Annotated in this window: 19 protein-coding genes; 4 read left to right on the forward strand and 15 right to left on the reverse strand. The window is 69.7% G+C overall.

Annotated features, from left to right (window positions below):
• Window positions 1-38 precede the first annotated feature (38 nt).
• Window positions 39-461, forward strand: coding sequence for an OsmC family peroxiredoxin (locus KOL93_RS12260; RefSeq protein WP_221585676.1), 423 nt, complete (start codon window positions 39-41; stop codon window positions 459-461).
• A gap of 116 nt (window positions 462-577) precedes the next feature.
• Here the strand turns inward: KOL93_RS12260 and KOL93_RS12265 are convergent, their stop codons facing one another.
• The 4 genes from KOL93_RS12265 to KOL93_RS12280 all read right to left on the reverse strand — a co-directional run bounded on the left by KOL93_RS12265 (window position 578) and on the right by KOL93_RS12280 (window position 3,551).
• A complete protein-coding gene (locus KOL93_RS12265; RefSeq protein ID WP_221585677.1) occupies window positions 578-1,021 on the reverse strand; it encodes a tetratricopeptide repeat protein in 444 nt (147 codons plus the stop codon).
• A gap of 2 nt (window positions 1,022-1,023) precedes the next feature.
• Complete coding sequence (gene dapB / locus KOL93_RS12270; protein WP_221585678.1) at window positions 1,024-1,827, reverse strand: 4-hydroxy-tetrahydrodipicolinate reductase; 804 nt, start codon at window positions 1,825-1,827, stop codon at window positions 1,024-1,026.
• 27 nt (window positions 1,828-1,854) lie between these two features.
• A complete protein-coding gene (locus KOL93_RS12275; protein ID WP_221585679.1) occupies window positions 1,855-2,457 on the reverse strand; it encodes a histidine phosphatase family protein in 603 nt (200 codons plus the stop codon).
• A gap of 65 nt (window positions 2,458-2,522) precedes the next feature.
• On the reverse strand, window positions 2,523-3,551 hold the full coding sequence (locus KOL93_RS12280) for an aldo/keto reductase (RefSeq protein ID WP_221585680.1): 1,029 nt from the start codon (window positions 3,549-3,551) through the stop codon (window positions 2,523-2,525).
• Window positions 3,552-3,864: 313 nt separating this feature from the next.
• Between KOL93_RS12280 and KOL93_RS12285 the strand changes: the two genes are divergently transcribed.
• Window positions 3,865-5,244, forward strand: a complete 1,380-nt coding sequence (locus KOL93_RS12285) for a hemolysin family protein (protein ID WP_221585682.1) — start codon at window positions 3,865-3,867, stop codon at window positions 5,242-5,244.
• On the forward strand, window positions 5,241-6,248 hold the full coding sequence (locus tag KOL93_RS12290) for a CNNM domain-containing protein (RefSeq protein WP_221585683.1): 1,008 nt from the start codon (window positions 5,241-5,243) through the stop codon (window positions 6,246-6,248). The genes KOL93_RS12285 and KOL93_RS12290 overlap by 4 nt, the downstream gene beginning before the upstream one ends.
• A 72-nt stretch (window positions 6,249-6,320) precedes the next feature.
• Here KOL93_RS12290 and KOL93_RS12295 read toward each other — a convergent pair whose 3' ends face one another.
• From KOL93_RS12295 to KOL93_RS12335, 9 genes are all read right to left on the reverse strand, one after another.
• Window positions 6,321-8,579 carry a polyribonucleotide nucleotidyltransferase gene (locus KOL93_RS12295; protein WP_221585684.1) on the reverse strand — a complete coding sequence of 753 codons (2,259 nt, stop codon included), beginning with the start codon at window positions 8,577-8,579 and terminating at the stop codon, window positions 6,321-6,323.
• 203 nt (window positions 8,580-8,782) lie between these two features.
• Complete coding sequence (locus tag KOL93_RS12300; protein ID WP_221585686.1) at window positions 8,783-10,768, reverse strand: glycosyltransferase; 1,986 nt, start codon at window positions 10,766-10,768, stop codon at window positions 8,783-8,785.
• A gap of 229 nt (window positions 10,769-10,997) precedes the next feature.
• The gene (locus KOL93_RS12305) at window positions 10,998-15,068 is read right to left on the reverse strand and encodes a family 16 glycoside hydrolase (protein WP_221585688.1); all 4,071 of its coding nucleotides are present in this window, start codon (window positions 15,066-15,068) and stop codon (window positions 10,998-11,000) included.
• 236 nt (window positions 15,069-15,304) lie between these two features.
• The gene (locus tag KOL93_RS12310) at window positions 15,305-15,955 is read right to left on the reverse strand and encodes a CE1759 family FMN reductase (protein WP_221585689.1); all 651 of its coding nucleotides are present in this window, start codon (window positions 15,953-15,955) and stop codon (window positions 15,305-15,307) included.
• The gene (locus KOL93_RS12315; RefSeq protein ID WP_221585691.1) at window positions 15,952-17,190 is read right to left on the reverse strand and encodes an LLM class flavin-dependent oxidoreductase; all 1,239 of its coding nucleotides are present in this window, start codon (window positions 17,188-17,190) and stop codon (window positions 15,952-15,954) included. The genes KOL93_RS12310 and KOL93_RS12315 overlap by 4 nt, the downstream gene beginning before the upstream one ends.
• A 195-nt stretch (window positions 17,191-17,385) precedes the next feature.
• Window positions 17,386-17,655: a 30S ribosomal protein S15 gene (gene rpsO / locus KOL93_RS12320; protein ID WP_221585692.1), complete on the reverse strand. Its 270-nt coding sequence runs from the start codon at window positions 17,653-17,655 to the stop codon at window positions 17,386-17,388.
• Between the two features lie 189 nt (window positions 17,656-17,844).
• A complete protein-coding gene (locus KOL93_RS12325; protein WP_221585693.1) occupies window positions 17,845-18,393 on the reverse strand; it encodes a YceI family protein in 549 nt (182 codons plus the stop codon).
• A gap of 176 nt (window positions 18,394-18,569) precedes the next feature.
• Window positions 18,570-18,935, reverse strand: coding sequence for an FKBP-type peptidyl-prolyl cis-trans isomerase (locus tag KOL93_RS12330; protein WP_221585694.1), 366 nt, complete (start codon window positions 18,933-18,935; stop codon window positions 18,570-18,572).
• A gap of 209 nt (window positions 18,936-19,144) precedes the next feature.
• Window positions 19,145-20,362 (reverse strand): PrsW family intramembrane metalloprotease, encoded by a 1,218-nt coding sequence (locus KOL93_RS12335; protein WP_221585695.1) that lies wholly within the window; start codon window positions 20,360-20,362, stop codon window positions 19,145-19,147.
• 67 nt (window positions 20,363-20,429) lie between these two features.
• Between KOL93_RS12335 and KOL93_RS12340 the strand changes: the two genes are divergently transcribed.
• Window positions 20,430-21,299, forward strand: a complete 870-nt coding sequence (locus KOL93_RS12340) for a fumarylacetoacetate hydrolase family protein (protein ID WP_221585696.1) — start codon at window positions 20,430-20,432, stop codon at window positions 21,297-21,299.
• A gap of 48 nt (window positions 21,300-21,347) precedes the next feature.
• On the opposite strand, the gene KOL93_RS12345 is transcribed toward KOL93_RS12340, so the two are convergent.
• Together KOL93_RS12345 and KOL93_RS12350 are read right to left on the reverse strand one after the other, a co-directional pair.
• On the reverse strand, window positions 21,348-22,793 hold the full coding sequence (locus KOL93_RS12345) for an aspartate ammonia-lyase (RefSeq protein ID WP_221585697.1): 1,446 nt from the start codon (window positions 22,791-22,793) through the stop codon (window positions 21,348-21,350).
• A gap of 100 nt (window positions 22,794-22,893) precedes the next feature.
• The gene (locus KOL93_RS12350; protein ID WP_221585698.1) at window positions 22,894-23,784 is read right to left on the reverse strand and encodes a phosphodiesterase; all 891 of its coding nucleotides are present in this window, start codon (window positions 23,782-23,784) and stop codon (window positions 22,894-22,896) included.

The raw sequence follows: 23,784 nt of genomic DNA on the forward strand, positions 1-23,784 counted from the left end.
GACGACCCGCTCACTTTCAACCCGCGAGGAGTCACAACATGTCTGTCACCAGCGAAGCGACGGCCACCTGGTCCGGAACCCTCTTCGAGGGATCCGGATCCGTGACGCCCGCCTCGGGCATCGGAACCTTCCCCGTCAACTGGAAGGCTCGCAGCGAGGGCGCGGAGTCGACGACGACTCCGGAAGAGCTCATCGCGGCGGCCCACTCATCGTGCTTCAACATGGCGCTGTCGAACGCGCTCGCGCAGGCCGGTTCGCCGGCGGAGAAGATCTCGACGACCGCGTCCGTGACGTTCGTGCCCGGCACCGGCGTGACGGGCAGCCACCTCAACGTGGCCGCCACGGTTCCCGGGCTGAGCGAGGAGCAGTTCGAGGAGCTCGCCGAGAGCGCCAAGGCGGGATGCCCCATCTCGCAGGCGCTCGCCGGCATCGACATCACCATCGAGGCGACGCTCGACTGATCGCCCGATCATACGGAACGGGCCCGGATCGATGACGATCCGGGCCCGTTCTGCGTCTGAGAGGGGCGGCATCAGCCCGAGCGCGATACGGTCGCCGCGCGCGAAGCCGGGCTCATCTAGCCTCCCGACTTCGACAGACGGATCGCCGTGCGGACGGCCGCCCGTGCCCGCTTGCGGTCGCCCGCCGCGTCGTACGCGACGCTGAGCCGGAACCACGCGCGCCAGCTGTCGGGATCGCTCTCGACCTCGGCCTGATAGGTGGGGAAGACGGCATCGGCGTCTGCGCGCACGACGCGGCCCGACGGCGTGAGAGCGACCTCGTCGTCGGGCAGGGCGCCCTCGGCGTCGAGGCGCTTCGCGAGCGTGTCGGCCCGCCACCCGAACCACAGCTCGCGGCCGAGCGCCCACGCGCCGACGAACGGGAAGACGAGGATCGCCGTCCCCATGACGACGGCGACCGGATCGCCTGTGCCGATCAGCGCGATCCCACGGCCGCCGAGCAGCCAGATGTACAGCGCGAAGACCGCCGCCATCGCGACGACGCCGATGCGAGTGCCCACGGTCAGGCGATCGTGGAGCGCGCGACCTGACCCGACACGCCGCCATCGTCGACGGGCTTCGTCGAGGCCTGCCGCGGGCCGCCGATGCCGATGTCGATGAAGCTCTCGAGCCCGACGACCACGCCGGCCGCGTCGACCGCGGCGTCGAGCGCGATGCGGATGCCCGGCGCATATGCGGCCGCGGGATCCGCCGTGTCGTGGATGAGGGAGAGGCTCTCGCCGGGGCCGGAGAGGATCGTCTCCTGCCGTGCGACGACGCCGGGCCGTCGCAGGGAGTGGACCGGGATGCTCGCGACCTGCTGACCGCGGGCGCGCTGGTCGACGTGGGGCGCCTCGACCGGTGTGTCGCGCGCCGCCGCGATGAGCTCGGCTGTGCGGACGGCGGTGCCGCTGGGCGAGTCGACCTTCGTGTCGCGATGCGCCTCGACGATCTCGGCGAAGGAGAAGAACGGCGCGGCCGCGGCGGCGAGAGCCGAGCCGAGCACGGATCCCAGGGAGAAGTTGGGGATGAACACCACGCCCGTCCCCGCGGCTTCGATCTCGGGCCGCAGGCGAGCGATCCGCTCGGCCGACCACCCGCTGGTTCCCACGAGCACGTTGATGCCGCGCTCGGTGGCGGCGCGGACCACGTCGGCGCTCACCTGCGGGTGGGTCGTGTCGACGACGAGATCGGCGCCGTCGATCTCGCTGAGGGCGCTCGCCGAGGTGAGCACGGCGTGCAGGTCGAAGCCCGGCTGCCCCTCGACGATGTCGCGGATGATGCTGCCGAGCCTGCCGGAGCCGCCGACGAGTGCCACACGTGTCATGGGCTCCATCCTACGGACCGCCGACCGTCAGACGGGCGGCACCTCGGGAAGCCCCGTGCGCAGCTCGAACGGCAGGTGGGCGACGTCGTTGTGGCTCACGAGCGTCCAGGGTCTGCCCTGCTTCTGCGCCAGCACCGTGAGGCCGCAGTTGGCCTGGTTGAGCGTCATCCAGCGCCATTCCGCCGCGCCGAGGACCTCGCGCACGAACCAGGAGATGACGAAGTTGTGCGAGATGATCAAGTCGTGCGCGTCGCCCTGTTTGCGCACGAGGAACTCGCCGATCGCGTCGGACATCTGCGCCGTGCCGGCCTCGATCTCGGCGTCGCTGATCCCCCCGAAGAACGGCTCGTACACGGACGGCGTCTCTTCCGTCATCCCCGTCGGGACGCAGTCGAACAGGAGCGCGTGCGGCTGCGGATCGATCGCCGGCATGCGCTCGGCGAGGATCTTCGCCGTCTCGGTCGCCCGGACGAGGGGAGAGTGCCAGACGGAGTCGAAGGGAACGCCGGACAGCCGATCGGCGAGCAGCGCAGCCTGGCGCACACCGCGCGGCGAGAGAGGGCCGTCTTCGAGCCCGTGCTCCGCGTGCTGATGCTCGCCGTGGCGGACAAGATAGATGTAGTGCGTCACAGCCGTTCGCTTCGTCGATTCGATTCGGGCGCAGCGGACCGTTCGGGCACCGTTGCTCCCCCACCCTACCGCGACGCGACGCGGTCGAGCCGCGACAGCTGCGCACGAGTGAGAAGCGTTCCCGCCCCCTGGGCCAGGTCGTCGATCTGGTGCGTCGCGAACGCGTCCACGACCGGTGCCACGACGCCCGGCTGCGCGAGCGACCAGGCGAATGCCGTCGCCGACGGCGTCAGCCCCGCTTCGTTCGCGACGTGCTCGAGCACGCGCAGAAGCCGCCCCCGACGCCGCAGGAGGCGGATCATGCCGCGCCGACCGGACGGCACATGGTCCCGGCGCAGGAAGCCGCGTGGAACCGTGCGCGACGGCATGACGGCGATCCGCTGCGGCAGCACGACGTCGCGGAGGTCCTCCTCGTATCCCGCGCGGTCGCCGAGGCTGTACGGAACGTCGAGGACGTCGATCCGCGGATACCCCGCGGACGCGAAGACGCGCGCCTCCAGGAGCTGGGCCGCGTCGAGACCGTGCGCGCCGAGCACACGCACGACGCCGCTGCTGACGAGGCGCTCCGCCACGGCGAGCGCGTCCTCGAAGTGCGCGCGGGCCGATGGATCCGCCGACGCATCGAGCACGAGGACGTCGATCCGATCGGTGGCGAGCCGCGTGAGCATCTCATCGACGGCCCGCGAGAGGCGATCGGCGTCGAGCCCCGGCTCGGCCGACGCGCCGACGCGAGCGGTCACAACCATGTCGTCGCGCACGCCGCGCGAGCGCATCCAGTCGCCGACGACCTGCGCAGATGCCGCCCCGGCGTCGTCCGACACGTGGATGGCGTTTCCGCCGACCTGCGCGTACCGGTCGAGGACGGCCGTGGCGACGCGGGACTCGGCGAGGGTCTCGAACTCGGCCGTGCCGAGGGCGAGCGGAAACACCTCGATTCCCGTCCTCCCGAGCGGTGACCGCACCCCCGCGCCGATCGGCGGGCCCACTTCCGGCAGCGGAGCGGACGGATGAGGCGAGACGACTCCCGTCGCCTGCCCGCGAGTGATCTTCTGCGAGGCCTCGTCTGTTCGCGAAACCGGTACGTCGGTATCCATGTGTCCCCCTGTGCTCAGTAGAACCCACGCGGGGGAACGAACGGCGAAGACACGCGCACGATCCGATGACGAACAGCGGGCCGCCGGATGGTGTGAGCGACGCGCGACGCCCGCGATCCTTGCGGAACGCCACACGGCGTCCGCGCGGCACGGTCGGCTACGCTGATATCCCGCATCCCCCACCCCGAAACGGAGTGTGACAGCCGACGATGGACTCGCCCGCGAGCCCGAGGCCGGTCTCAGAAGAGCCGCACCACCACCCCTTCGCGGTCGCCGCGGCCCGCGGCCGCCGCCTCGGCGAGGTGAGGCCCGCGTGATCATCGCGGCGCTCCTTCTTCTCGCAGGGATCCTCGCCGTCCTGGCGATCATCGCGGCCAACGGCTACTTCGTCGCCCAGGAATTCGCCTACATGTCGGTCGACCGGTCGCGACTTCGCGCCCTCGCCGAGTCGGGTGACGTGCGCGCCGAGCGCGCGCTGCGTGTCACGCGACGCACGTCGTTCATGCTGTCGGGTGCCCAGCTCGGCATCACCGTCACGGGACTGCTCATCGGCTACGTCGCCGAACCGCTGATCGGAGAATCCCTGGGGAAGCTGCTCGGCGGCGCCGGCCTGCCCGCCGCGGTGAGCATCACCATCGGCACCGTGGGCGCCCTCGTCCTCGCGACGATCGTGCAGATGATCTTCGGCGAGCTCTACCCGAAGAACCTCGCGCTCGCGAGCCCCGAGCCTCTGGCAAAGGCCCTGTCGCGGTCGACCCTGATCTACCTGACTGTGTTCGGCTGGCTCATCGCCGTGTTCGACCGGGCCGCGAACGGTCTTCTGCGGCTGCTCCGCATCGAGCCCGTGCACGACATCGCCCCGACGGCCTCGCCGGAGGAGCTGCGGCGCGCCGTCGCCGACTCTCGAGAGAGCGGGCACCTCCCCGCGGAGCTCTCTCTGCTCATCGACCGCGTGATCGAGTTCCCCGATCAGGACGTCGCCCACGCGATGGTCCCGCGATCGCGGGTCGACACCGTACGAGAACACGCGTCGGTGCGAGAGGTCCGCCGGCGGATGGCGGAGGGACACACGCGGTACCCCGTCCTGGATGTGGACGACATGCCCACGGGCGTCGTCGACATGGCGGCCGTGCTCCGCCTCGACCCCGCTCGCGGTGAGGACCCGGTGACAACCATCATGCGCACGCCGCTCATCATCCCGGAGCTGATGCCGCTTCCGGACGCGCTCACGCGGATGAGCGCCGAACGGCGCCAGCTCGCCTGCGTCATCGACGAATACGGCGGGTTCGCCGGCATCCTCACGATCGAGGACATCGCCGAGGAGATGGTCGGCGAGCTGACGGACGAGCACGATGCGGAGAGACAGGAGGAGGCCGTGTCGATCGGCGACGACGTCTGGCACATGGACGGCGACGTCCACATCGACGAGGTGCGCCGCGCTGTCGGCCATTCGCTGCCGGACGGCGACTACGAGACCCTCGCCGGCCTCGTCATCGCGACCCGCGGAGCCCTCCCCGCGCCCGGCGAGCGCGTCGTGATCGACCTGCCGCGCGACGCCGTCGACCTCGTCGCGGACGAGTCGGTGCGCCGCTCGATCGACGTCGAGATCCTCGAGGTGGAGAACCACGTGCCGAGCGAGCTGCGGATCCGACTCGTCGAGCACCCGGCGGACGACGATAGGGAGACGGCATGATGCCCGTGGTCGTGGTCATCGTCACCGTCCTGCTCATCGGCGCGAGCGCGTTCTTCGTGGTCATCGAGTTCGCGCTGCTCGGCGCGCGCCGCACGCGCCTCGAACAGGACGCTCCGAACAGCGCCGCTGCGCGCGCCGCCCTCCGCGGCATGAACGAGCTCACGATGATGCTCGCCGTCGCCCAGCTCGGCATCACCGCCTGCACCTTCACGCTCGGCGCCGTCACCAAGCCGGCGGTCGATGCGTGGCTCGTCGTCCCGCTCGAGGCGACGGGACTCCCCTCGTGGCTCGCGGACGTCGTCGCGTTCGCGCTCGCGCTTCTCATCGTCACCTTCCTGCACCTCGTCGTGGGCGAGATGGCGCCGAAGTCGTGGGCGATCGCGCATCCCGAACGCAGCGCGAAGCTGGTCGCGCTCCCCGCACGCGCACTGGAATGGGCGCTGCGCCCGCTTCTCGTGTGGATCAACCGCATGGCGAACCGCCTGGTCGCCGCGAGCGGCGTGGAGCCCGTCGATCGCGCCGCCGTCGGCGGACAGGATGCCGAGACGATCCGACAGCTGGTCGAGCAGTCGGCCGCCGCCGGCACGCTCGACGCCGGCTTCCGCGCCCAGCTCGACGAGATCCTGGGTCTGCAGAAGTCGTCGGTGCGCGACCTCGTCGCGCCCGACCACCTCCCGACGTCGGTGCCTGCCGGCACCACGGTCGGCGAGGTGCAGGAGGCCGCGGCACGATCGGGACACATGCGGATCCTCGTCGTGCGCGACGATCGGCGAGACACCCGCGTCGTGCACGTGCGCGACACCCTGCTCGACGACCCATCCGATGCCGCCGCTCCGCATTCGCGGCCAGCGCTCGCCCTCGACGGCACCACCACCGCGGGCGAAGCTCTGCAGATCATGCGCGAGAGCGGAGAGCAGCTGGCCGTCCTCGTCGAGGACGGCCGCCTCGACGGCGTCGTCACGGTGAGCGACGTCCTCGCCCACGTGCTCCCCCGCTCGCGCTGACACCGACGGAAGACGCGGAACGGCCCGACCGCTCGAGATGAGCGATCGGGCCGTTCCGTCTGGTGCGGAGGATCAGGCCTCTGCGGGAGCCTCCTCCGAGGCTTCCGCTGCCACGTCCTCCTGGACGAGCTCGAGCGAGAGCTTGCCGCGGTCGTCGACCTTCGAGATCTTGACGAGGACCTTCTGGCCCACCGAGACGACGTCCTCGATGTTCTCGACGCGCTTTCCGCCGTTGAGCTTGCGCAGCTCGGTGACGTGGAGCAGGCCGTCCTTGCCGGGGAGGAGCGAGACGAACACGCCGAACTTGGCGATGTTCACGGCCGTACCGAGGTACTGCTCGCCGACCTCGGGGTTGGTCGGGTTGGCGATCGCGTTGACCTGGGCACGGGCGGCATCGGCCGCCGGGCCGTCGGTCGCGCCGATGTACACCGTGCCGTCGTCCTCGATCGAGATCGTCGCACCGGTCTCGTCCTGGATGCCGTTGATCGTCTTGCCCTTCGGGCCGATCAGCTCGCCGATCTTGTCGACGGGGATCTGGACGCTGATGACGCGCGGCGCCGTCGGCGCCATCTCGTCGGGAGCGTCGATCGCCTGGTTCAGGACGTCGAGGATCGTCAGACGCGCGTCCTTGGCCTGCGTGAGCGCGCCGGCGAGGACCGACGACGGGATGCCGTCGAGCTTCGTGTCGAGCTGCAGTGCCGTGACGAACTCGCTGGTTCCGGCGACCTTGAAGTCCATGTCGCCGAGCGCGTCCTCGGCGCCGAGGATGTCGGTGAGGGCCGCATAGCGGGTTTCGCCGTCGACCTCCTCCGTCACGAGGCCCATGGCGATGCCGGCGACGGGAGCGCGGAGCGGAACGCCCGCGTTCAGGAGCGACAGCGTCGAGGCGCAGACCGATCCCATCGAGGTGGATCCGTTCGAGCTGAGCGCCTCGGACACCTGGCGGATCGCGTAGGGGAACTCCTCGCGCGACGGCAGGACCGGGACGAGCGCGCGCTCGGCCAGGAAGCCGTGGCCGATCTCGCGGCGCTTGGGGCTGCCCACACGACCCGTCTCACCCGTCGAGTAGGGCGGGAAGTTGTAGTGGTGCATGTAGCGCTTGCTCGTCGTCGGCGACAGCGAGTCGATCTGCTGCTCGAGCTTGAGCATGTTGAGCGTCGTGACGCCCATGATCTGCGTCTCGCCGCGCTGGAAGATCGCGGAGCCGTGCACGCGCGGAATGACCTGCACCTCGGCGTCGAGCGGACGGATGTCGGCGAGACCGCGACCGTCGATGCGGGCGCCCTCCGTCAGGATGCGTCCGCGCACCACCTGCTTGGTGACGCCCTTGTACGCGGCAGAGAACTCGAGCGGCGCCGCCGCGGGGAGCTCGTCGGCCTCGACCTTCGCGAGCAGCGCGGCCTTGGCGCGAGCCTTGAGCTCGTCGTCGGCGGTCTGGCGCTCCTGCTTGTCGCTGATCTGGTAGATCTTCTCGAGCTCGGCGAGCGTCTCGCCCTTCACGAAGTCGAACGTCTCGTCGCTGTACGCCGGGAAGGTCGGGAACTCGAGCGGCTCGCGCGTCGACTTCGCGGCCATCTCGGCCTGCGCCTCGACGAGCTGCTTGATGAACGGCTTGGACGCCTCGAGGCCGCCCGCGACGATCTCCTCGTTCGGCTTCGTCGCGCCGCCGCGGATGAGCTCCCAGCTGTGCTCCGTGGCCTCGGCCTCGACCATCATGATCGCGACCTCTCCGTTGTCGAGCACGCGGCCCGCGACCATCAGGTCGAAGACGGCCTCGGAGAGCTGCTCGTTGTTCGGGAACGCGACCCACTGGTCCTCGTTCTGCCCGAGCCCCGGGATGAGCGCGAGACGCACACCGGCGATGGGACCCGAGAACGGCAGACCGGAGATCTGCGTCGAGGCGCTGGCGGCGTTGATCGCGAGCGCGTCGTAGAACTCGCCGGGTGCGATCGAGAGCACCGTGACGACGATCTGCACCTCGTTGCGGAGACCGCCGACGAACGAGGGGCGCAGAGGCCGGTCGATGAGGCGGCAGACCAGGATCGCGTCGGTCGAGGGGCGACCCTCGCGACGGAAGAACGAGCCGGGGATCTTGCCGGCGGCGTAGGAACGCTCCTCGACGTCGACCGTCAGCGGGAAGAAGTCGAATCCCTCGCGGGGGTGCTTGCCGGCGCTGGTCGCCGACAGGAGCATCGTCTCCTCGTCGAGGTATGCCGCGACGGCACCCTGCGCCTGCTGCGCGAGGCGACCGGTCTCGAAGCGGATCGTGCGGGTGCCGAAGCGGCCGTTGTCGAGAACGGTCTCCGCGGCGGTGATCTCAGGACCTTCCAAGAGGTCTCTCCTTCTGTCGTGCCCGCGTCGTGCGGGCGCTGAAAGGAGCAGGAGCGAGGAGTGACGTGCTGGCCACCAGGAGAAATCCACCGGACGCGCCGGGAGACCACTTCTAGGGACCAGCTCCTGCGAGCCTGCTCCGCGGGTGTTGAATTGTGAATCCGTCAGACGGATCCCCCGTCAGCCTATCAGCGCGGCGCCGATCAGAGGGCGGGGGCTCCGTCGGACCCCTGACGCTCATCATCCCGCCGACGGCCGGGCACGATGACATAGTCGCCGTGCTTCGCGACCATGCCGTCGCCGGCCCGGCGGCCGTGGAGACGCCGCCAGATCCACGGGAGCGCGTGACCCGTGAGCCACGGGCGCCCGTCGCCATCGACGTCGGTGTGGAGCGCATCGTCGAGGTCGGCGAGGGCGACCGCATCCGGGATCCCGAGCACCTCCGCCGCTCGATACGACAGCAGTCGGTGTCCGCGCGACGCGAGATGGACCCGGTCCTCGGCGAACATCTCGAGCGCCGTCAACTCGGGCAGCGCCTCGACGTCGACGAGCATCGACTCCGTCTCACGGGCGACGCGGCGCAGTTCGTGAGCGAAGCGCGCGAAGCGTCCCTGCATCACGCGCACCGACCGCCGCCGCGGCAGGAAGGGCGTCACGAGAAGGACATCGGCGCCGGACTCCCGGAGCCGGACGACGCCCTGCTCGAGCTCGCGCGCGGTCCGCTCGGGATCCGCCATGTGTCCGATGAGGTCGTTGGAACCCATGAACACGGCCGCGAGGTCGGGCTTCAGGTCGAGGGCGGCGGGGATCTGATCCTCGATGAGGTCGCGCACGCGCCGGCTGCGCACGGCGAGGTTGGCGTAGCGGAAGTCCTCTCCGGCGCTCTCGGCGAGCATCGTCGCCAGACGATCGGCCCAGCCGCGGTACTGCCCGCTCTCCATGCGCGAGGTGTCGCAGAGGCCCTCCGTCAGCGAATCGCCCAGCGCGACGAACTGACGCCAGCTGCGGCGCTCAACCGGGGCGACAGGTGCGAGGGGGCGCGTCGCGGATCGCACGACGAGGCTGTCGTCGAAGCCGCGCAGGCGCGTCGCCTCGACGTAGTGGCCGACCAGCTGCTCTGTGAGCGCGCCCCACGTGCGCGCGCGCACGCCCTCGCGCGCCGCCTCGCCGAACGAGCGGCGCTTCGCCTCGTCGCCCAGCAGGTCCTCGACGCGCGCGCGGAGATCCTCGAGATCGCCCGGCGTGTAGAGCCACCCGTCGATCGAGCTGCGCACGAGGTCGACGGGCCCCCCGGATCCCGTGGCGACGACCGGGACGCCGCTCGAGAGCGCCTCCTGCACCGTCTGACAGAAGGTCTCGGACTCGCCGGGATGCACGAAGACGTCGAAGCTCGCGACGGCGCGACCGAGGTCGTCGCCGAGGAAGCCCGTGAAGACGGCGTCCGGGAGCTCGCGCTCGAGGCGCGCCCGCTCCGGGCCGTCCCCGACGATGACGAGGCGCGTGCCCGGCAGATCCGCGAGCACGCGCAGATCCTCCACCTGCTTCTCCGGGGCCAGGCGCCCCACGTATCCGACGATCCGCTCGCCGGGCGCGATCTGCGCACGCCAGTCGTCGTCGCGGCGCGCGGGTGAGAACCGCTCCGCGTCCACACCCCGCCCCCATCGCCACAGCCGGTCGACGTCGAGGGCGGCGAGCTGCTGCTCCGCCGCGGTCGACGGCACGAGCGAGAGCGTCGCCCTCCGGTGCAGGCGGGCGACGTGCGCCTCCGCGAGGGCCGCGACACCGGGGACGCCGTACTTGGCGGTGTAGGCGACGATGTCGGTCTGATAGATCGCGACCGTCGGGATCCCGAGGCCGTCGGCTGCGACGAGCCCCTGCCACCCGAGGACGGCGGGCGAGGCGAGGTGGACGACGTCCGGCCGGTAACCCGCGAGGATCCGCCGCAGCTGAGCGACGGGGGCGAGGGCGACGCGCACCTCGGGATAGCTCGGCAGCGGCACCGAGGTGAGGAGCGCCGTCTCGCTCGGCATCTCGACGCCCGCCACCCCGTCCGGCTGGCCCGACGCCTTCGGCGCGATGACGAGGGTGTCGTGACCGAGCGCCTTCAGGTGGCGCACGACCTGGAGCACGGAGTTCGTGACCCCGTTCATGTGCGGGAGATAGCTCTCGGCGACGATCGCGACTCGCATGGGGCCAGAATGACGTGCGCGCCCCGCCCAGAAAGCCGGAAACGGGCGCCTTCGCGAGATGTTCACGGCGTGCATCCGACTGTTCAGCGGCTGGCTCCCGCTGTTCACCGTCGGTTCGCCCGCGGTTCTCCCGCGGCGAGCCGGCCGTGCGCGCACGCGTCCGCCGTGCGCCTCTGCGATGTCAGAGACGCACGGCGGACGCATGGTCGCGCGACAGCGCCGCGGTGCGCTACGGCACGGCGTCGTACGAGACGTCGCCCGCGTACTCCGTGCCGTCGGCGCCGATTCCCGTCACCGTGATCGAGCCCGCGGCCAGCTCGCCCGAGCGCGTGTTCACCCGCGCCGACTCGGTCTCGCCCGGCCCCACCGTCATCTCCCGCGTGCCGAACTCGGTCGACACCGTGACATCGGCCGCGGTGTCGTCCGGGTTGTGCACCGTGGCGACGAGGTGCACGAACGGGCCGTGCCTGCGCGTCTCGACGCTCGGCTCGAGGTCCAGGTGCTCCGCCTCCTCGCCCGCCACCGCGAGCCACGAGATCACCGGATCGGAGGTCCCCGCTCCCTCGCTCGTGACCAGGTAGTCGACGGTCGCCGCCTCGTCCAGCGTGAACGTCAGATCCGCCGACACGCGGTCGTTCGCCCCCGACAGATCGATGTCGCTCGTCGCGAGCTGCTCCCCGTCGACCGACACCGACTGGATCATCGGGCGCGTGACACCCCACCACTCGGCGAATCCCGCGGTGAGCGTGTATGTGCCCGCTTCCAGCGGCAGCCGATAGCTCAGGTCGGAGGTGTCCTGCCAGAGCCCCGTCGAGTACTTGTCACCGAGGTCGGCGCTGCCCTTCACGTGCATGCCGTCCGGACGGTGGCCCCACTCGCCGGCGCCCGCGGACGCGCGGTCGGCGACGTCGTTGCGCAGATCGGGGAAGGAACCCTCCACGGCCAGATACTGCGGGGACTCCTCGCCGGCGCCCGAGTCGACGTAGTACCGGATGCCCTCCGGCACGACCTCGTACTCGGCCTCGACAGCGGTCGTCTCGTCGATCATCCCGCGCACGGCGAGCGTCTCATAGGCAGTGCGGGAGGCGTCGACCGACTCCTCATCCCACGTCACGGCACGCTCGGTGCCGTCGACGACCACGGTCTCGGGAAGCTCCGCGTCCGCGGAGACCGCACCGGCGAGGCCGATCTCCTCGACCTCGACGGCGTCGAGCTGCTCGGCCGCGCGGTCGAGACGCTCGGCGAGGCCGTTCGCCCCCTCCGTGTCGAGGCCATGGGCCAGCGGATCCGCCGCGGCCGCGCGGGCGTGGGCCAGCGTCGTCTCCACGAGGGCCCACTTGTCCGGATCCTTCCCGTCGCCGGTGAGCTCCTCCGCCTCGGCGATCGCGTCGGTCAGCCTCGACGCATCCGCCTGCTCGGCGTCGGCCATCCGCTTCACGACGCCCACGGCATCGATGTTGAATTCGGCATCGTCGGCCGTCTCGAACCGCACCGTGTGCTCGCCGTCTGGCAGTCCGCGCAGCCGCAGCGCGGTCTTCTCCGACCCCGCCTGCTGCGTCGGCGCACCGGTCAGGATGCGCTCTCCGTCGACCGTGACGTCGAACGTGGTCTCGCCCGAGTTGCTGCCGATGAGGTCGAGCCCCGTGCCGGTGAAGGCGTACGTCATGCTCGCGCCCTGCCCCGTGGTGAGCGAACGGGTCCGCTGCCACTCGTACATGCTCTGGCCGTTGACGTGCTGCCAACCGTCGTCGAACTGGAGCACGGGTTCGGACGAGTCCGCCCAGCTGACCTGGTGCATGCCGTCGACGACATCGGTGTAGTACGGCGTATAGCCGTCGATCGGCGTGACCCGCAGATTGTCGAACTGCACGAACGAGAAGCTCGAGCCGAGCTGGATGCGGCCGGTGGCCTGGGGCGACGGGTCGACGTACTCACCGACCTCGACGCCGTTGACGAGTGCGGTGTAGGTGTCGCCCGCCACTCGGACGGCGATCGTGTTCCACACATCGGGTCCGGTCGCGAAGCCGGCGTCGGGAGCATCCGCCGTGCGGCCTTCGGCCACCGTCTCACCGTAGCGCTGCAGTGACCACGCCCCGTCCGGATCGAGCCGGAGCTCCGCGGCCGATACGTTCTGCCCGTTCGAGGTGCCGCCCTGCTCGCGCGCTCCGATCGAGGCGTACTGATCATCGCCCGGCTCGAACAGCACGTCGGCCGACGCGGTGTAGTTCGCCCATCGGAAGTCGCCGATCGTCGTCTTCGGGTCGCCTCCGTTCCAGGCACCGCCGACCATGTCGGGGCCGATCTGCTGGCGCAGCACGCGACCGTGCTCGGTGTCGTCCGTCGCGACGGACTCGAACGCGCCGTTGGTGTCGTGCGTGTACCGCGGCGTCGCACCGGCGTCCTCGACCCCGGCGCCCGGCGTGCCCTCCGGCTTCGGCTTCGCGCCGCGGGACTCGAGATATCCCTCATCCGAGTCGACGAGCTCTCCGCTGTCCGGGTCGTACGTGACGATCGCGCCCTTCTCGTCGTAGTCGAAGTCATCGGCATAGATCACGCCGTCGTCGACGACGCCGTTGTCTGTGCCCGTCGCGTCCGTGTCGAGCACGTCGCGACCGCCGTCCTCTGCGGTGTGCTCGGGCGCCGTCGGAAGCCGGTTGCCCGCGCCCTCCCTCGGCACGAGCGCGCCGTCGTCGCCCACCGTGGCCTGATCGAGCGTCGTCGCGGTGACCGCGGACCACGGCTCGACGGTCACCGTGTAGGTGCCCGCTGCGTCGGGCTGCAGCTCGGCGACGGGCGAGACGTAGTCTGCGTCGTAGGCCTCACCATCGTCGGCGGCGCGCGACTGCCACACCTCCATCGTCGCGTCGTCGCCCAGACCGAGGTCGCTCGCGGTGATCTCGTACGTGCGGGTATACGAGCTGTCGTTGACGATCACCGTCGAGAAGTCGGACGCATCAGGGGCGGCGAGGGTCGTGTACGAGTTCCCCCCGGCCAGGGCGCCGCTGGGCGGGTTGCCGCGCCCGAGCGTGCTGTCGGAGGCCTGCGGGATCGCTCGCCAGATGCCGTTCGCGTCGGCGTCGCCGGTGGGGTTCTCCCACCCGAGCTGCGCGAACTGCGTGAAGTGCTGGAGGACGGCGAGCCCCGCGTCGTAGTACAGCCATCCCGACCAAGGATCGCGGGCGCTTACGAGCTCCTTCGAGGAGTACTGGAACCCGTCGTAGAACGAGCCGATGGCCGGCTGGTAGATCGTCATGGTGCGGCGCGACGCATCGAATCCGGTCGTGATCCAGTTCGCCATCTCGAGCGGACCGTTCACACCGCCCATGTCGGTGCCTGTCCCGCCGGCGCCGTCGTCGTTGGTGTTGTTGGGCCGGTCCGCCGAGTTCGAGAACGTCGCCTGTCCCTCGGAGTTCCACACCTCCATGTCCAGCTCCTCGGCGGCACGCGTCATGTTGCCGTTGCCGTCGTCTGCGCTGCTGTAGTGGAAGGCGGCGATGTCGACCGCGTCGCGCAGCGTCGCATCGTCCGGATCCGTCAGTCGGTCGCCGAAGTCGGTCGGGGGCGTGCCGACGGTGTCACCTGCGACGGTCTGGATCGCCTGGAAGAGCGCGCGCTCCTCGTCCGACACGTATCCGTTGTTCGGGTCGTCGGCGGTCACGCCTTCGTACCCGGCCTCGTCCGCGGCCACCTGCGCCGAGAACTCGACGAAGACGCCCTCATCGGGGTCGTGGGTCTCGTTGTGGTCGGGGTTGATCGAGTCGACCATGATGCCGTACTCGCGGTACGCCGCGAGGGCCGTGTTCTTGAACCAGATGTACTCGTCAGCCTTGTCCGTCACCCAGGCGGGGGTGGTCCAGCGCAGGAGACTCAGATGGATGTCGCCGTCCGCGACGCGCTCTGCGTCGGCGGCGAGCTGGAATCCGGGTTCGCGCTGCACGTTCGGATACTCATCGCGGCCGCGCATGGTCGACGCGTTCGGACCGGTCGAGGTGTTGCGGTCGTTGCCCATCTCGATCTTGACGGTGTTCATGATCGGGCGCTCGCCGCCGTAGAGCACCTCGAGGAGCTCCCAGTACTTCTCCGGCTGCTCGGCCTTGTAGTCCATCAGCAGCGAGCTGGTCGAGTTCGCCGACAGCACGCCGAACCCCTTGAACGTGAGTCCGTTGCGATTCTCCGCGGCCGCGGCGACGTCGGCGCCGGTGACGGCGACCGAGACGACGTCCTCCGGCGCCGCGGTCGCGACGCTCGGCGTCACGAGCGCGCCGACGACGGCGACCGCGGTCGCCCCTGCGGCGAGCACCCGGCCTCGTGCTCGGCCGGTGATCGGTGGGCATGGTCGTGTCATGTCGTTCCCTCTGCGTGTCACGGGCGGCGTCGTCGCCGCCGCACGGCCGCGCCGTCGCTCAGGCGTCGCGCGGGCAACTGCGTCGTTGCCTGCCCCAGTAGAGGGGCACGCCCGGACACCGGTCAAGGGAAACGAACACGTTCAATCCGGTTGGGTCCGAGTCGAACAATTTCGAGCGTGATTGCGGCGGATCAGCCGCGCGGCAGGTTCGTCAGCAGGTCCGCGAACGATCCCCCCTCGCCGAGGTACGCCTCCGGGCTGTACGGATCCGCTCGACGCTCCTGAGCTCCGCCGACGATGCGCTCCGCGAGCTCGCGCGCCCCGCGGTCGACGCGCTTCTGCAGCGGCGCCACCTGATCGGCGCTCTCCCCCCAGTCCGCGCTCGCCGCGAAGACCGCGGTCGACACGGGCTCGGCGTGCAGGTACGTGAGGACGGGGCGGATCGCGTAGTCGAGCGCGAGCGAGTGCCGCGGCGTTCCCGCGGTGGCACCGATGAGAACGGGTGTGCCATCGAGCGCGTCGCGGTCGAGCACGTCGAGCCAGCTCTTGAACAGACCCGAGTATCCCGCCTGGAAGATCGGCGTCACGACGATCAGCGCGTCGGCCGCCGACACGTCGGCGTTCATCTCGGCGAGCGCCGTCGGAGCGAAGCCGGTCAGCATGCTGTTCGTGATGTCGTGGGCCACGTCGCGCAGCTCATGCACGCTCGCTGCGGCCTCGATGCCGCGCTCGCCCAGCTGGTGCGTCGCCGAGATCAGGAGCCTGTCGGCGAGCATGCGGCTCGACGACGGGTCCGAGAGCCCTGCCGAGACGACGGAGATCCGCACCGATTCGGATGTCACCGGTCTGCCGCCTTCCCGAACGCGGAGACCTCGGGCTGCGCGGTCGCATCCTGGTACGGAGAGCCGCCCGTCACGTTGTCGCCGCGGTTGTCGTTCGGACGCGGCTGCCGCGCCGGCCCGTCGCCGTACTTCTCGGCGACGCGACGCGCGTGCGTGGGGGCGTCGGGGACGTTCGCCGGGCGATCCTTCCGCAGCTCCCGGCGAAGTACGGGGACGACGTCCTCACCGAGGAAGTCGATCTGCTCGAGCACCATCTTGAGCGGCAGGCCCGCGTGGTCCATGAGGAACAGCTGGCGCTGGTAGTCACCGAAAGTCTCGCGCATCGATGCGTAGCGGTCGATCACCTGCTGCGGAGATCCCACGGTGAGGGGCGTCATCTCCGTGAAGTCCTCCATCGTCGGACCGTTCCCGTATACGGGTGCGCTGTCGAAGTACGGACGGAACCTGTCGACGGCGTCCTGCGAGTTCCTCGCCATGAACGCCTGCCCGCCGAGACCGACGATCGCCTGCTCGGGAGCGCCGTGACCGTAGTGCGCAAACCGCTGGCGATACAGGTCGATGAGCCGCTGGTAGTGCTCTTTCGGCCAGAAGATGTTGTTCGCGAAGAACCCGTCGCCGTAGTAAGCGGCCTGCTCGGCGATCTCGGGCGTGCGAATGGATCCGTGCCACACGAACGGCGGCACGTCATCGAGTGGACGCGGCGTCGAGGTGAAGCCGCTGAGCGCCGTGCGGAACTTCCCGTCCCAGTCGACGACGTCCTCGCGCCAGAGTCGATGCAGCAGGTTGTAGCTCTCGATCGCGAGGGGAAGGCCCTGGCGGATGTCCTTTCCGAACCAGGGATACACGGGCCCCGTGTTGCCGCGCCCCATGACGAGGTCGACGCGCCCACCGGCGAGGTGCTGCAGCATCGCGTAGTCCTCGGCGACCTTCACGGGATCGTTCGTCGTGATGAGCGTCGTCGCCGTCGAGAGGATGATGCGCTCGGTCTGCGCCGCGATGTACGCGAGCGTCGTCGTCGGCGACGACGAGAAGAACGGCGGATTGTGGTGCTCGCCGATCGCGAAGACGTCGAGACCGGCCTCCTCCGCGTGCCTCGCGATCGTCGTGATGTCGCGAATCCGCTCGGCCTCGCTCGGCGTCTGCCCCGTCACGGGGTTGCGCGTGATGTCGCTGACGGAGAAGAGCCCGAACTGCATGCCCTTCCAGCTCTCGGCTCCCGCTGTCTGCTCACTCATGGTGTGCTTCCCTTCGTCGCGGGTGGATCCGCGAAAGTTCATGCGACTGAATATACATGAGTCAACGTCGAGACGTCGAGAGTATTCCGCGCCCACCCCTGGGAGTCGCCTGCACGCACGAAGAAGCCGCCCCACACCGTGGGACGGCTTCTCAGAAGTCAGATTGAACGCTGGTGCGCTCTCACCACCTGGTGCTCAGCGACGGAGGCCGAGACGCTCGATCAGCGCACGGTAGCGCTGAATGTCCGTCTTCTGCACGTACGTGAGCAGGCGGCGACGCTGGCCGACCAGCAGGAACAGGCCACGGCGCGAGTGGTGGTCGTGCTTGTGGCCCTTCAGGTGCTCGGTGAGGTCGCTGATGCGACGCGTCAGGAGAGCGACCTGCACCTCGGGGGATCCGGTGTCACCGGGGTGCGTCGCGTACTCTTCGATGATCGACTTCTTGACGTCTGCTTCCAGTGCCATAGAACGATCCCCTTTCGTGTCGTTGCGCGGCGCCCGTCACCTGATGCGACGAGCTCTCTTTATCCGCGGCCGATGAAACGGCAACTGCTCAAGAATACCCCATGACGGCCACCTGCGCCCCCAGAGTCCTCCCAGACGACGGATCCCCGCCCCGCCGAAGCGGGACGGGGATCCGGATCCTCGCGATGCCTACGCCTGCAGCGCACCCTGAAGGTCGAGGGTGATCTTGACATCCTTGCCGACGAGGACGCCGCCGGTCTCGAGCGATGCGTTCCACGTCAGCCCGAAGCTCTCGCGGTCGATCTTCCCCACAGCCGTCGCGCCGGCCTTGTAGTTACCCCATGGGTCGGTGCCGAAGCCGCCGAGCTCGAGCTCGAACGTGACGGGCTTGGTCACGCCCTTGATCGTGAGGTCGCCGTCGACGAGGACGTCATCGCCATCGGCGCGAACTGCCGTGCTCTCGAACGTCATGTAAGGGAACTTCTCCGCGTCGAAGAAGTCCTCGCCGCGCAGGTGCGCGTCACGCCCGTCGTCGCCCGTGTCGATCGAGGCGACCTCGACCTTCGCCGCGACGGATGCCTCGAGCACGTTCTCGGGAAGCGTGATCGTCGCCTCCTTGACCGCGAACTGGCCGCGGACCTTCGAGATCATCATGTGGCGGACTTCGAAGCCGACCTCGCTGTGGGCCGGGTCGAGAACGTAGGTGCCTGCCTTGTAGCCGGGGATGTCGAGTGTCATGAGTGCTCCTGACGATGTCGGGGTCGGATCCGCTGGTCGCGGTGACGAGCAACAGAATAATCATGCATGCGCATGGAAATCAAGTCAAGTGAATACAACTGAAACAGTCCGCAACACGCCGATGACGCACGAAGGGCGGGCCCGGAGGATCCGGACCCGCCCCTGTCTCACCTGCGTCAGGCCGACTCGATGAGGTCGATGATGAAGATGAGGGTCTTGCCGCTGAGGAAGTGCCCGGCGTTTCCGTAGGCGAGCTCGGGCGGCACCGTGAGCTGACGGCGTCCGCCGGCCTTCATGCCGGGAATGCCCTCCTGCCAGCCCTTGATGAGCATGCCGAGCGGGAACTGCGCGGGCTCGCCGCGGTTCCAGGAGGAGTCGAACTCCTCACCCGTGTCGTAGTCGACGCCCGCGTAGTGGATCGTCACGGTCGCGCCGGCCTTGGCCTCGGCGCCATCGCCCACGATGATGTCGCGGATCTCGAGCTCGGCGGGCGCGGGCCCCTCGGGGGCGTCGAACTCGGGCTTCGTGCGGTCTGCAGTCATGGACTCCATCCAACCTGCTGGCGCGCACGGCGTCAAAGGACCGAGCCGGATCCCTCAGCGGATCCATACCCTCGCAACGCCCTCACACAGAGAACCAGCGCCCGGGTCTCGGCGATGCCGGAGGACTCTCGAGGCGCTGGTCTATGACTACAGAATGCGCCTCGCAGCACAGGTTGTCAACGGATTTCTCGATGTCGAGATCCGGCGCGTCACCGTGCAGCCGGCGCGAGCAGCTCTGCCCGTCGCCGCATCATGCGCGCGAGCAGCACGTGCTCGTCGTACGCCGCCTTCGGGTCGCGCCCCGTGAGCGCGCGATGTCGAGCGCCCGCGAGCCTCGCGCCGTCGTGGATGAAGCGCTTGAGCACGCCGCGCCGCCCGCCTGGCAGCGTGGCGGCCCAGGCGAGCCCGGCTCGGCGCCCCGCGCGCGTCGACAGCATGTCGGCTTCCTGGGGAGTGAACCACCCCGCCCGCACGTAGTCGTCCAGCGCGACGCGACGGATGCGCAGCTCTTCGCGGCGGATCCGGATGGCGCCCGTCACGAAGATGGCGAACAGGGGCATCTGCACCACGACGTACGGGATCAGGAAGCCGGCGAAGACGGACGACGCGTTCCAGATCATGTGCAGGAGGATCGCCCCGGCGAGTCCCGCCAGCCAGGGCAGAAGCACATTCTTCCCGCGCCGCACCGCCAGTCCCACTGCGAAGCCGCACACGGCGGTGAACATGATGTGCGCGAACGGCGACAGGACGGCGCGCAGAAAGAACGTGTGCGTCATGTCCGAGATGCCGCCGAGGAAGAGCGAGTCGACGAAGTACTTGATGTTCTCGACGAATGCGAAGCCGGCCCCCACGAGGCCGCCGTACACGATGCCGTCGAGCGCGCCGTCGAACGTGCGGCGCCCCATCGCGAGGATGAGGAGGATCCCGATGCACTTGAGGAGCTCTTCGACGATCGGCGCGCGCACGACCGGTCCGAACCAGGAGCTCGCGAGGACCTCGGGCCAGACGATCGCGATCGCCGTGCCGATGATGAGCGTGAGGATGATCGACACGCCGCCGCCCCAGGCGGCGGCGAACACGAGGAGTGCACGGGGCTCCGGCTCCCAGCGATCGAGCCAGACGAGCGCGAGGACGACGGCCGCGAACGGGATGAGGGCCAGGAGGAACGGGATCACCGGCGCCACGAGTCCGTAGCTCACGACGAAGAACGCGATCGTCGCGACGGCGAACAGCCCGAGCACCGCCCAGAGCCACGGCCACACGCGACGCCCCTGGCGGACCAGCTCGGGCTCGGGACGCGGGGCGACGGCGATGTGCGGCTCGGCCGCGGGCGCTTCCCCGATCGGGGCGCCCGGCGCATGCAGGGGCTGGGCGAAAGCGCTCTGATAGCTCGGCTGCGCGCCGGAGGTGCGAGGGATGTGCGGCATCCTCGCGATCCTATTCCTCCCGCACGCACGCGGGAGTCTCACCGGCCGCGCCGATAGGCTGGTGACCATGCGTTTCGCCCACGTGCGCCTCCCCGGCGCCGATGCCCCAGAACTCGCCCACGTCACCGACGCCGGGGTGCTTCCCGTCGCGCAGCTCGTCGACGGCGGCCCGCGCACGCTCGAGCAGCTGCTCGCCGGCGGATCCGCGCTTCTCGATGCGGTCCGCTCGGCGGGCGATGCCTTCTCCGGCGAGCGCACCCCGACCGCCGACGTGACGTTCGCGGCCGCCGTCACCGCTCCCCCGTCGATCATGGCCGTCGGCCTCAACTACGGCGCGCACGCGGGCGAGCTCAACCTCAAGAGCGACGACACCCCGACGGTGTTCACGCTGTGGCCCAACTCCCTCGCCGGCCACGAGGGCACCACGACGTGGTCGCGTGCTCAGAGCGAATCGGTCGACTACGAGGCCGAGCTCGGCGTCATCATCGGATCGCCCACCAAGAACGTCTCCGAAGAGGAGGCGCTCGACCACGTGTTCGGCTACACGGTGGTCAACGACATCTCGGCACGCAACATCCAGTACTCCGAGGCGCAGTGGTGCCGCTGCAAGTCGCTCGACGGCTTCACGCCCGTCGGCCCGTACGTCGTCACGGCCGACGAGATCCCCGACCCGCAGGCCCTCTCGATCTGGACCCGCGTCGACGGCGAGCTGCTGCAGGACGCGACGACGGGCCAGATGATCCGCTCGGTCGCGAAGCTCATCTCGCACCTCTCGCAGGGCATCACGCTGCTGCCCGGCACGCTCATCTCGACGGGCTCGCCCGGCGGCTCCGGCTACTCGCGCACGCCGCAGGTCCTGCTGCAGGACGGATCCACCGTGACGGTGGGCGTGGAGGGCGTCGGCGAGCTGACGACCCACTGCCGCACAGTCGCCTGACGACGGACATGCGAGAGCCCCGGCCCTGTGGCCGGGGCTCTCATCGTGTCACGGGAGGTCCTCCGGGGAGATGACCGAGACCGCCGTCGTGATCGGCTCGAGGCCCGAGAGCCGCTCGGGGCGCAGCTGCTTGTCGACCTGCGCGCGATCCATGAGGCCGGCGTCGACGACGAGATCGCCGACGTCGCGTCCTGTGAGCAGCGCCGTCTTCGCGAGCGCGGCGGCCGACGAGTAGCCGATGAACGGCGTGAGCGCCGTGATCACGCCGACGCTCCGGCCGACCATCGCGCCGAGGCGCTCCGTGTTCGCCGTGATGCCGTCGACGCAGTTCACGCGCAGCGTGCGCATGGCCTGGCGCATCCAGATGATCGACTGGAACAGCGAGTGGGCGATGACCGGCTCGAACGCGTTGAGCTGGAGCTGCCCCGACTCGACGGCCATCGTGACGGTCGTGTCCGCGCCCGCGACGGCGAACGCCACCTGGTTGACGACCTCGGGGATCACGGGATTGACCTTGCCCGGCATGATGCTCGAGCCCGCCTGCCTCGCCGGGAGGTTGATCTCGCCGAATCCCGCCTGCGGGCCCGACGAGAGCAGCCGCAGGTCGTTGCAGATCTTCGACAGCTTCATCGCGGTGCGCTTGATCGACCCGGAGAACGACATGAACGCGCCCGTGTCGCTCGTCGCCTCGATGAGGTCGCGCGCCGTGCGGAGCGGCAGACCGGAGATCTCGGCGAGGTGCACGCGCACCGCATCGGCGTAGCCGCGCGTCACGTTGATGCCCGTGCCGATCGCCGTCGCGCCCATGTTGATCTCGAGAAGGAGCTTCGAGTTGTCCGTCTGGCGGTGCCAGTCCTCGCTGAGCGTGTTGGCGAAGCCCTGGAACTCCTGGCCGAGCGTCATCGGCACGGCATCCTGGAGCTGCGTGCGCCCGACCTTGAGGATGTCGTGGAACTCCGTGCCCTTGCGCCCGAATGCGCGACGCAGCTCGTCGAGCTCATCGAGCGCCGAGACGTGCGCGAGCAGGACCCCGATCTTGAGGGCCGTCGGGTACACGTCGTTCGTGGACTGCGAACGGTTCGTATGGTCGGTCGGCGACAGGTAGGCGTAGTCGCCCTTCTCGCGCCCGGCCATCTCGAGCGCGATGTTCGTGATGACCTCGTTCGCGCACATATTGGTCGACGTGCCCGCGCCGCCCTGGATGACCCCGACGGTGAACTCCTCGTGGAACTCTCCGTCGATCACCCGCTGGGCCGCGCGATCGATGAGGTCGGCCCGCACGTCGTCGATGTCGCCCAGCTGCCTGTTGGCACGGACGGCCGCCTGCTTCACCATCGCGAGACCCGTGATGAGCTCGGGGTAGACCGAGATCGGGCGCTTCGTGATGTCGAAGTTCTCCTGTGCACGGAGGGTGTGGATCCCCCAATAGGCGTCGGCGGGGATCTCCCGCGAGCCCAGGGAGTCGGTTTCGGTTCGCGTCTTCGCGGATTCCATGCCGTTCAGCGTATGTCGCGGATCCTCTCGACACGCTGGCCTCGGGGGCGAAACTCAGCTTCCCGAGCAGACACCGCGGACCTTGCTCTTCCCGAGGCCGTCAGGCGCGCTTCCGGGAGAAGAACTCGAGTCGCTCCTCCGGCGCCATCGCGTCGACTCGGCGGTACCACTCCGGCGTGAAGAACGCGGCCGGGTCGGCGGCGTCGACCGGCACGACCGTCGACGTGACCTGGTCGTCGTAGACGTGCACCAGGTGAAACGACTGCCCGGCGTCCATGCCGTTGACCTCGCGCGCCGGCCGGGCGACATCCATCGTGTAGCAGCTGGCTGCGGCGACGAACGTCGGGATCCCGTGGAAGGAACCGCTCATCGAGTAGTGCAGGTGCCCCGCGAGGATCGCGCGCACGTCGGAGCCCTCGATCGCCTCCGCGAAGCGCGGCTGGTCACGGAGCTCGAGGATGTCGAACATCGGGATGTGGCTCGGCAGCGGCGGATGGTGCAGCGCAAGGATCGTTCCCCGCGGGGCGTCTTCTGCGAGCTGCGCCTCGAGCCATTCGAGCTGGGCGTCGTCGAGCGCGCCGTGGTGCCATCCCGGCACGGATGAGTCGAGCGCGATGAGACGCAGTCCACCCAGATCCCACGCTCGCACGATCGCGTCCTGGGTCGCCTTCTCGCCGAGGAGATCGCGCCGCATGGCGGGGCGCTCGTCGTGATTGCCCGCGACCCACGCGACGGGGACCCCCATGCGCGCGGCGACGGGATCGACCAGATCCTTCAGCTCCCGGTACGCGCCGGGCTCGCCGAGGTCGGCGAGGTCGCCCGTGAAGACGAGCGCATCGGCTCGGTCGAGCTGCTCGATGCGCGCGAGCAGCGCGGAGAGGTTCGCCGTCGTGTCGTAGCGGCCGCCCAGTCGGGCATCGCCCGCGAGCAGGTGGGTGTCGCTGACGTGGACGATCGTGCGCGCCGCGGGCGCGTGCTGGCCGTACTGCAT

It is taken from the genome of Microbacterium salitolerans (assembly GCF_019720895.1).
In the GTDB taxonomy this organism is placed as follows: domain Bacteria; phylum Actinomycetota; class Actinomycetes; order Actinomycetales; family Microbacteriaceae; genus Microbacterium.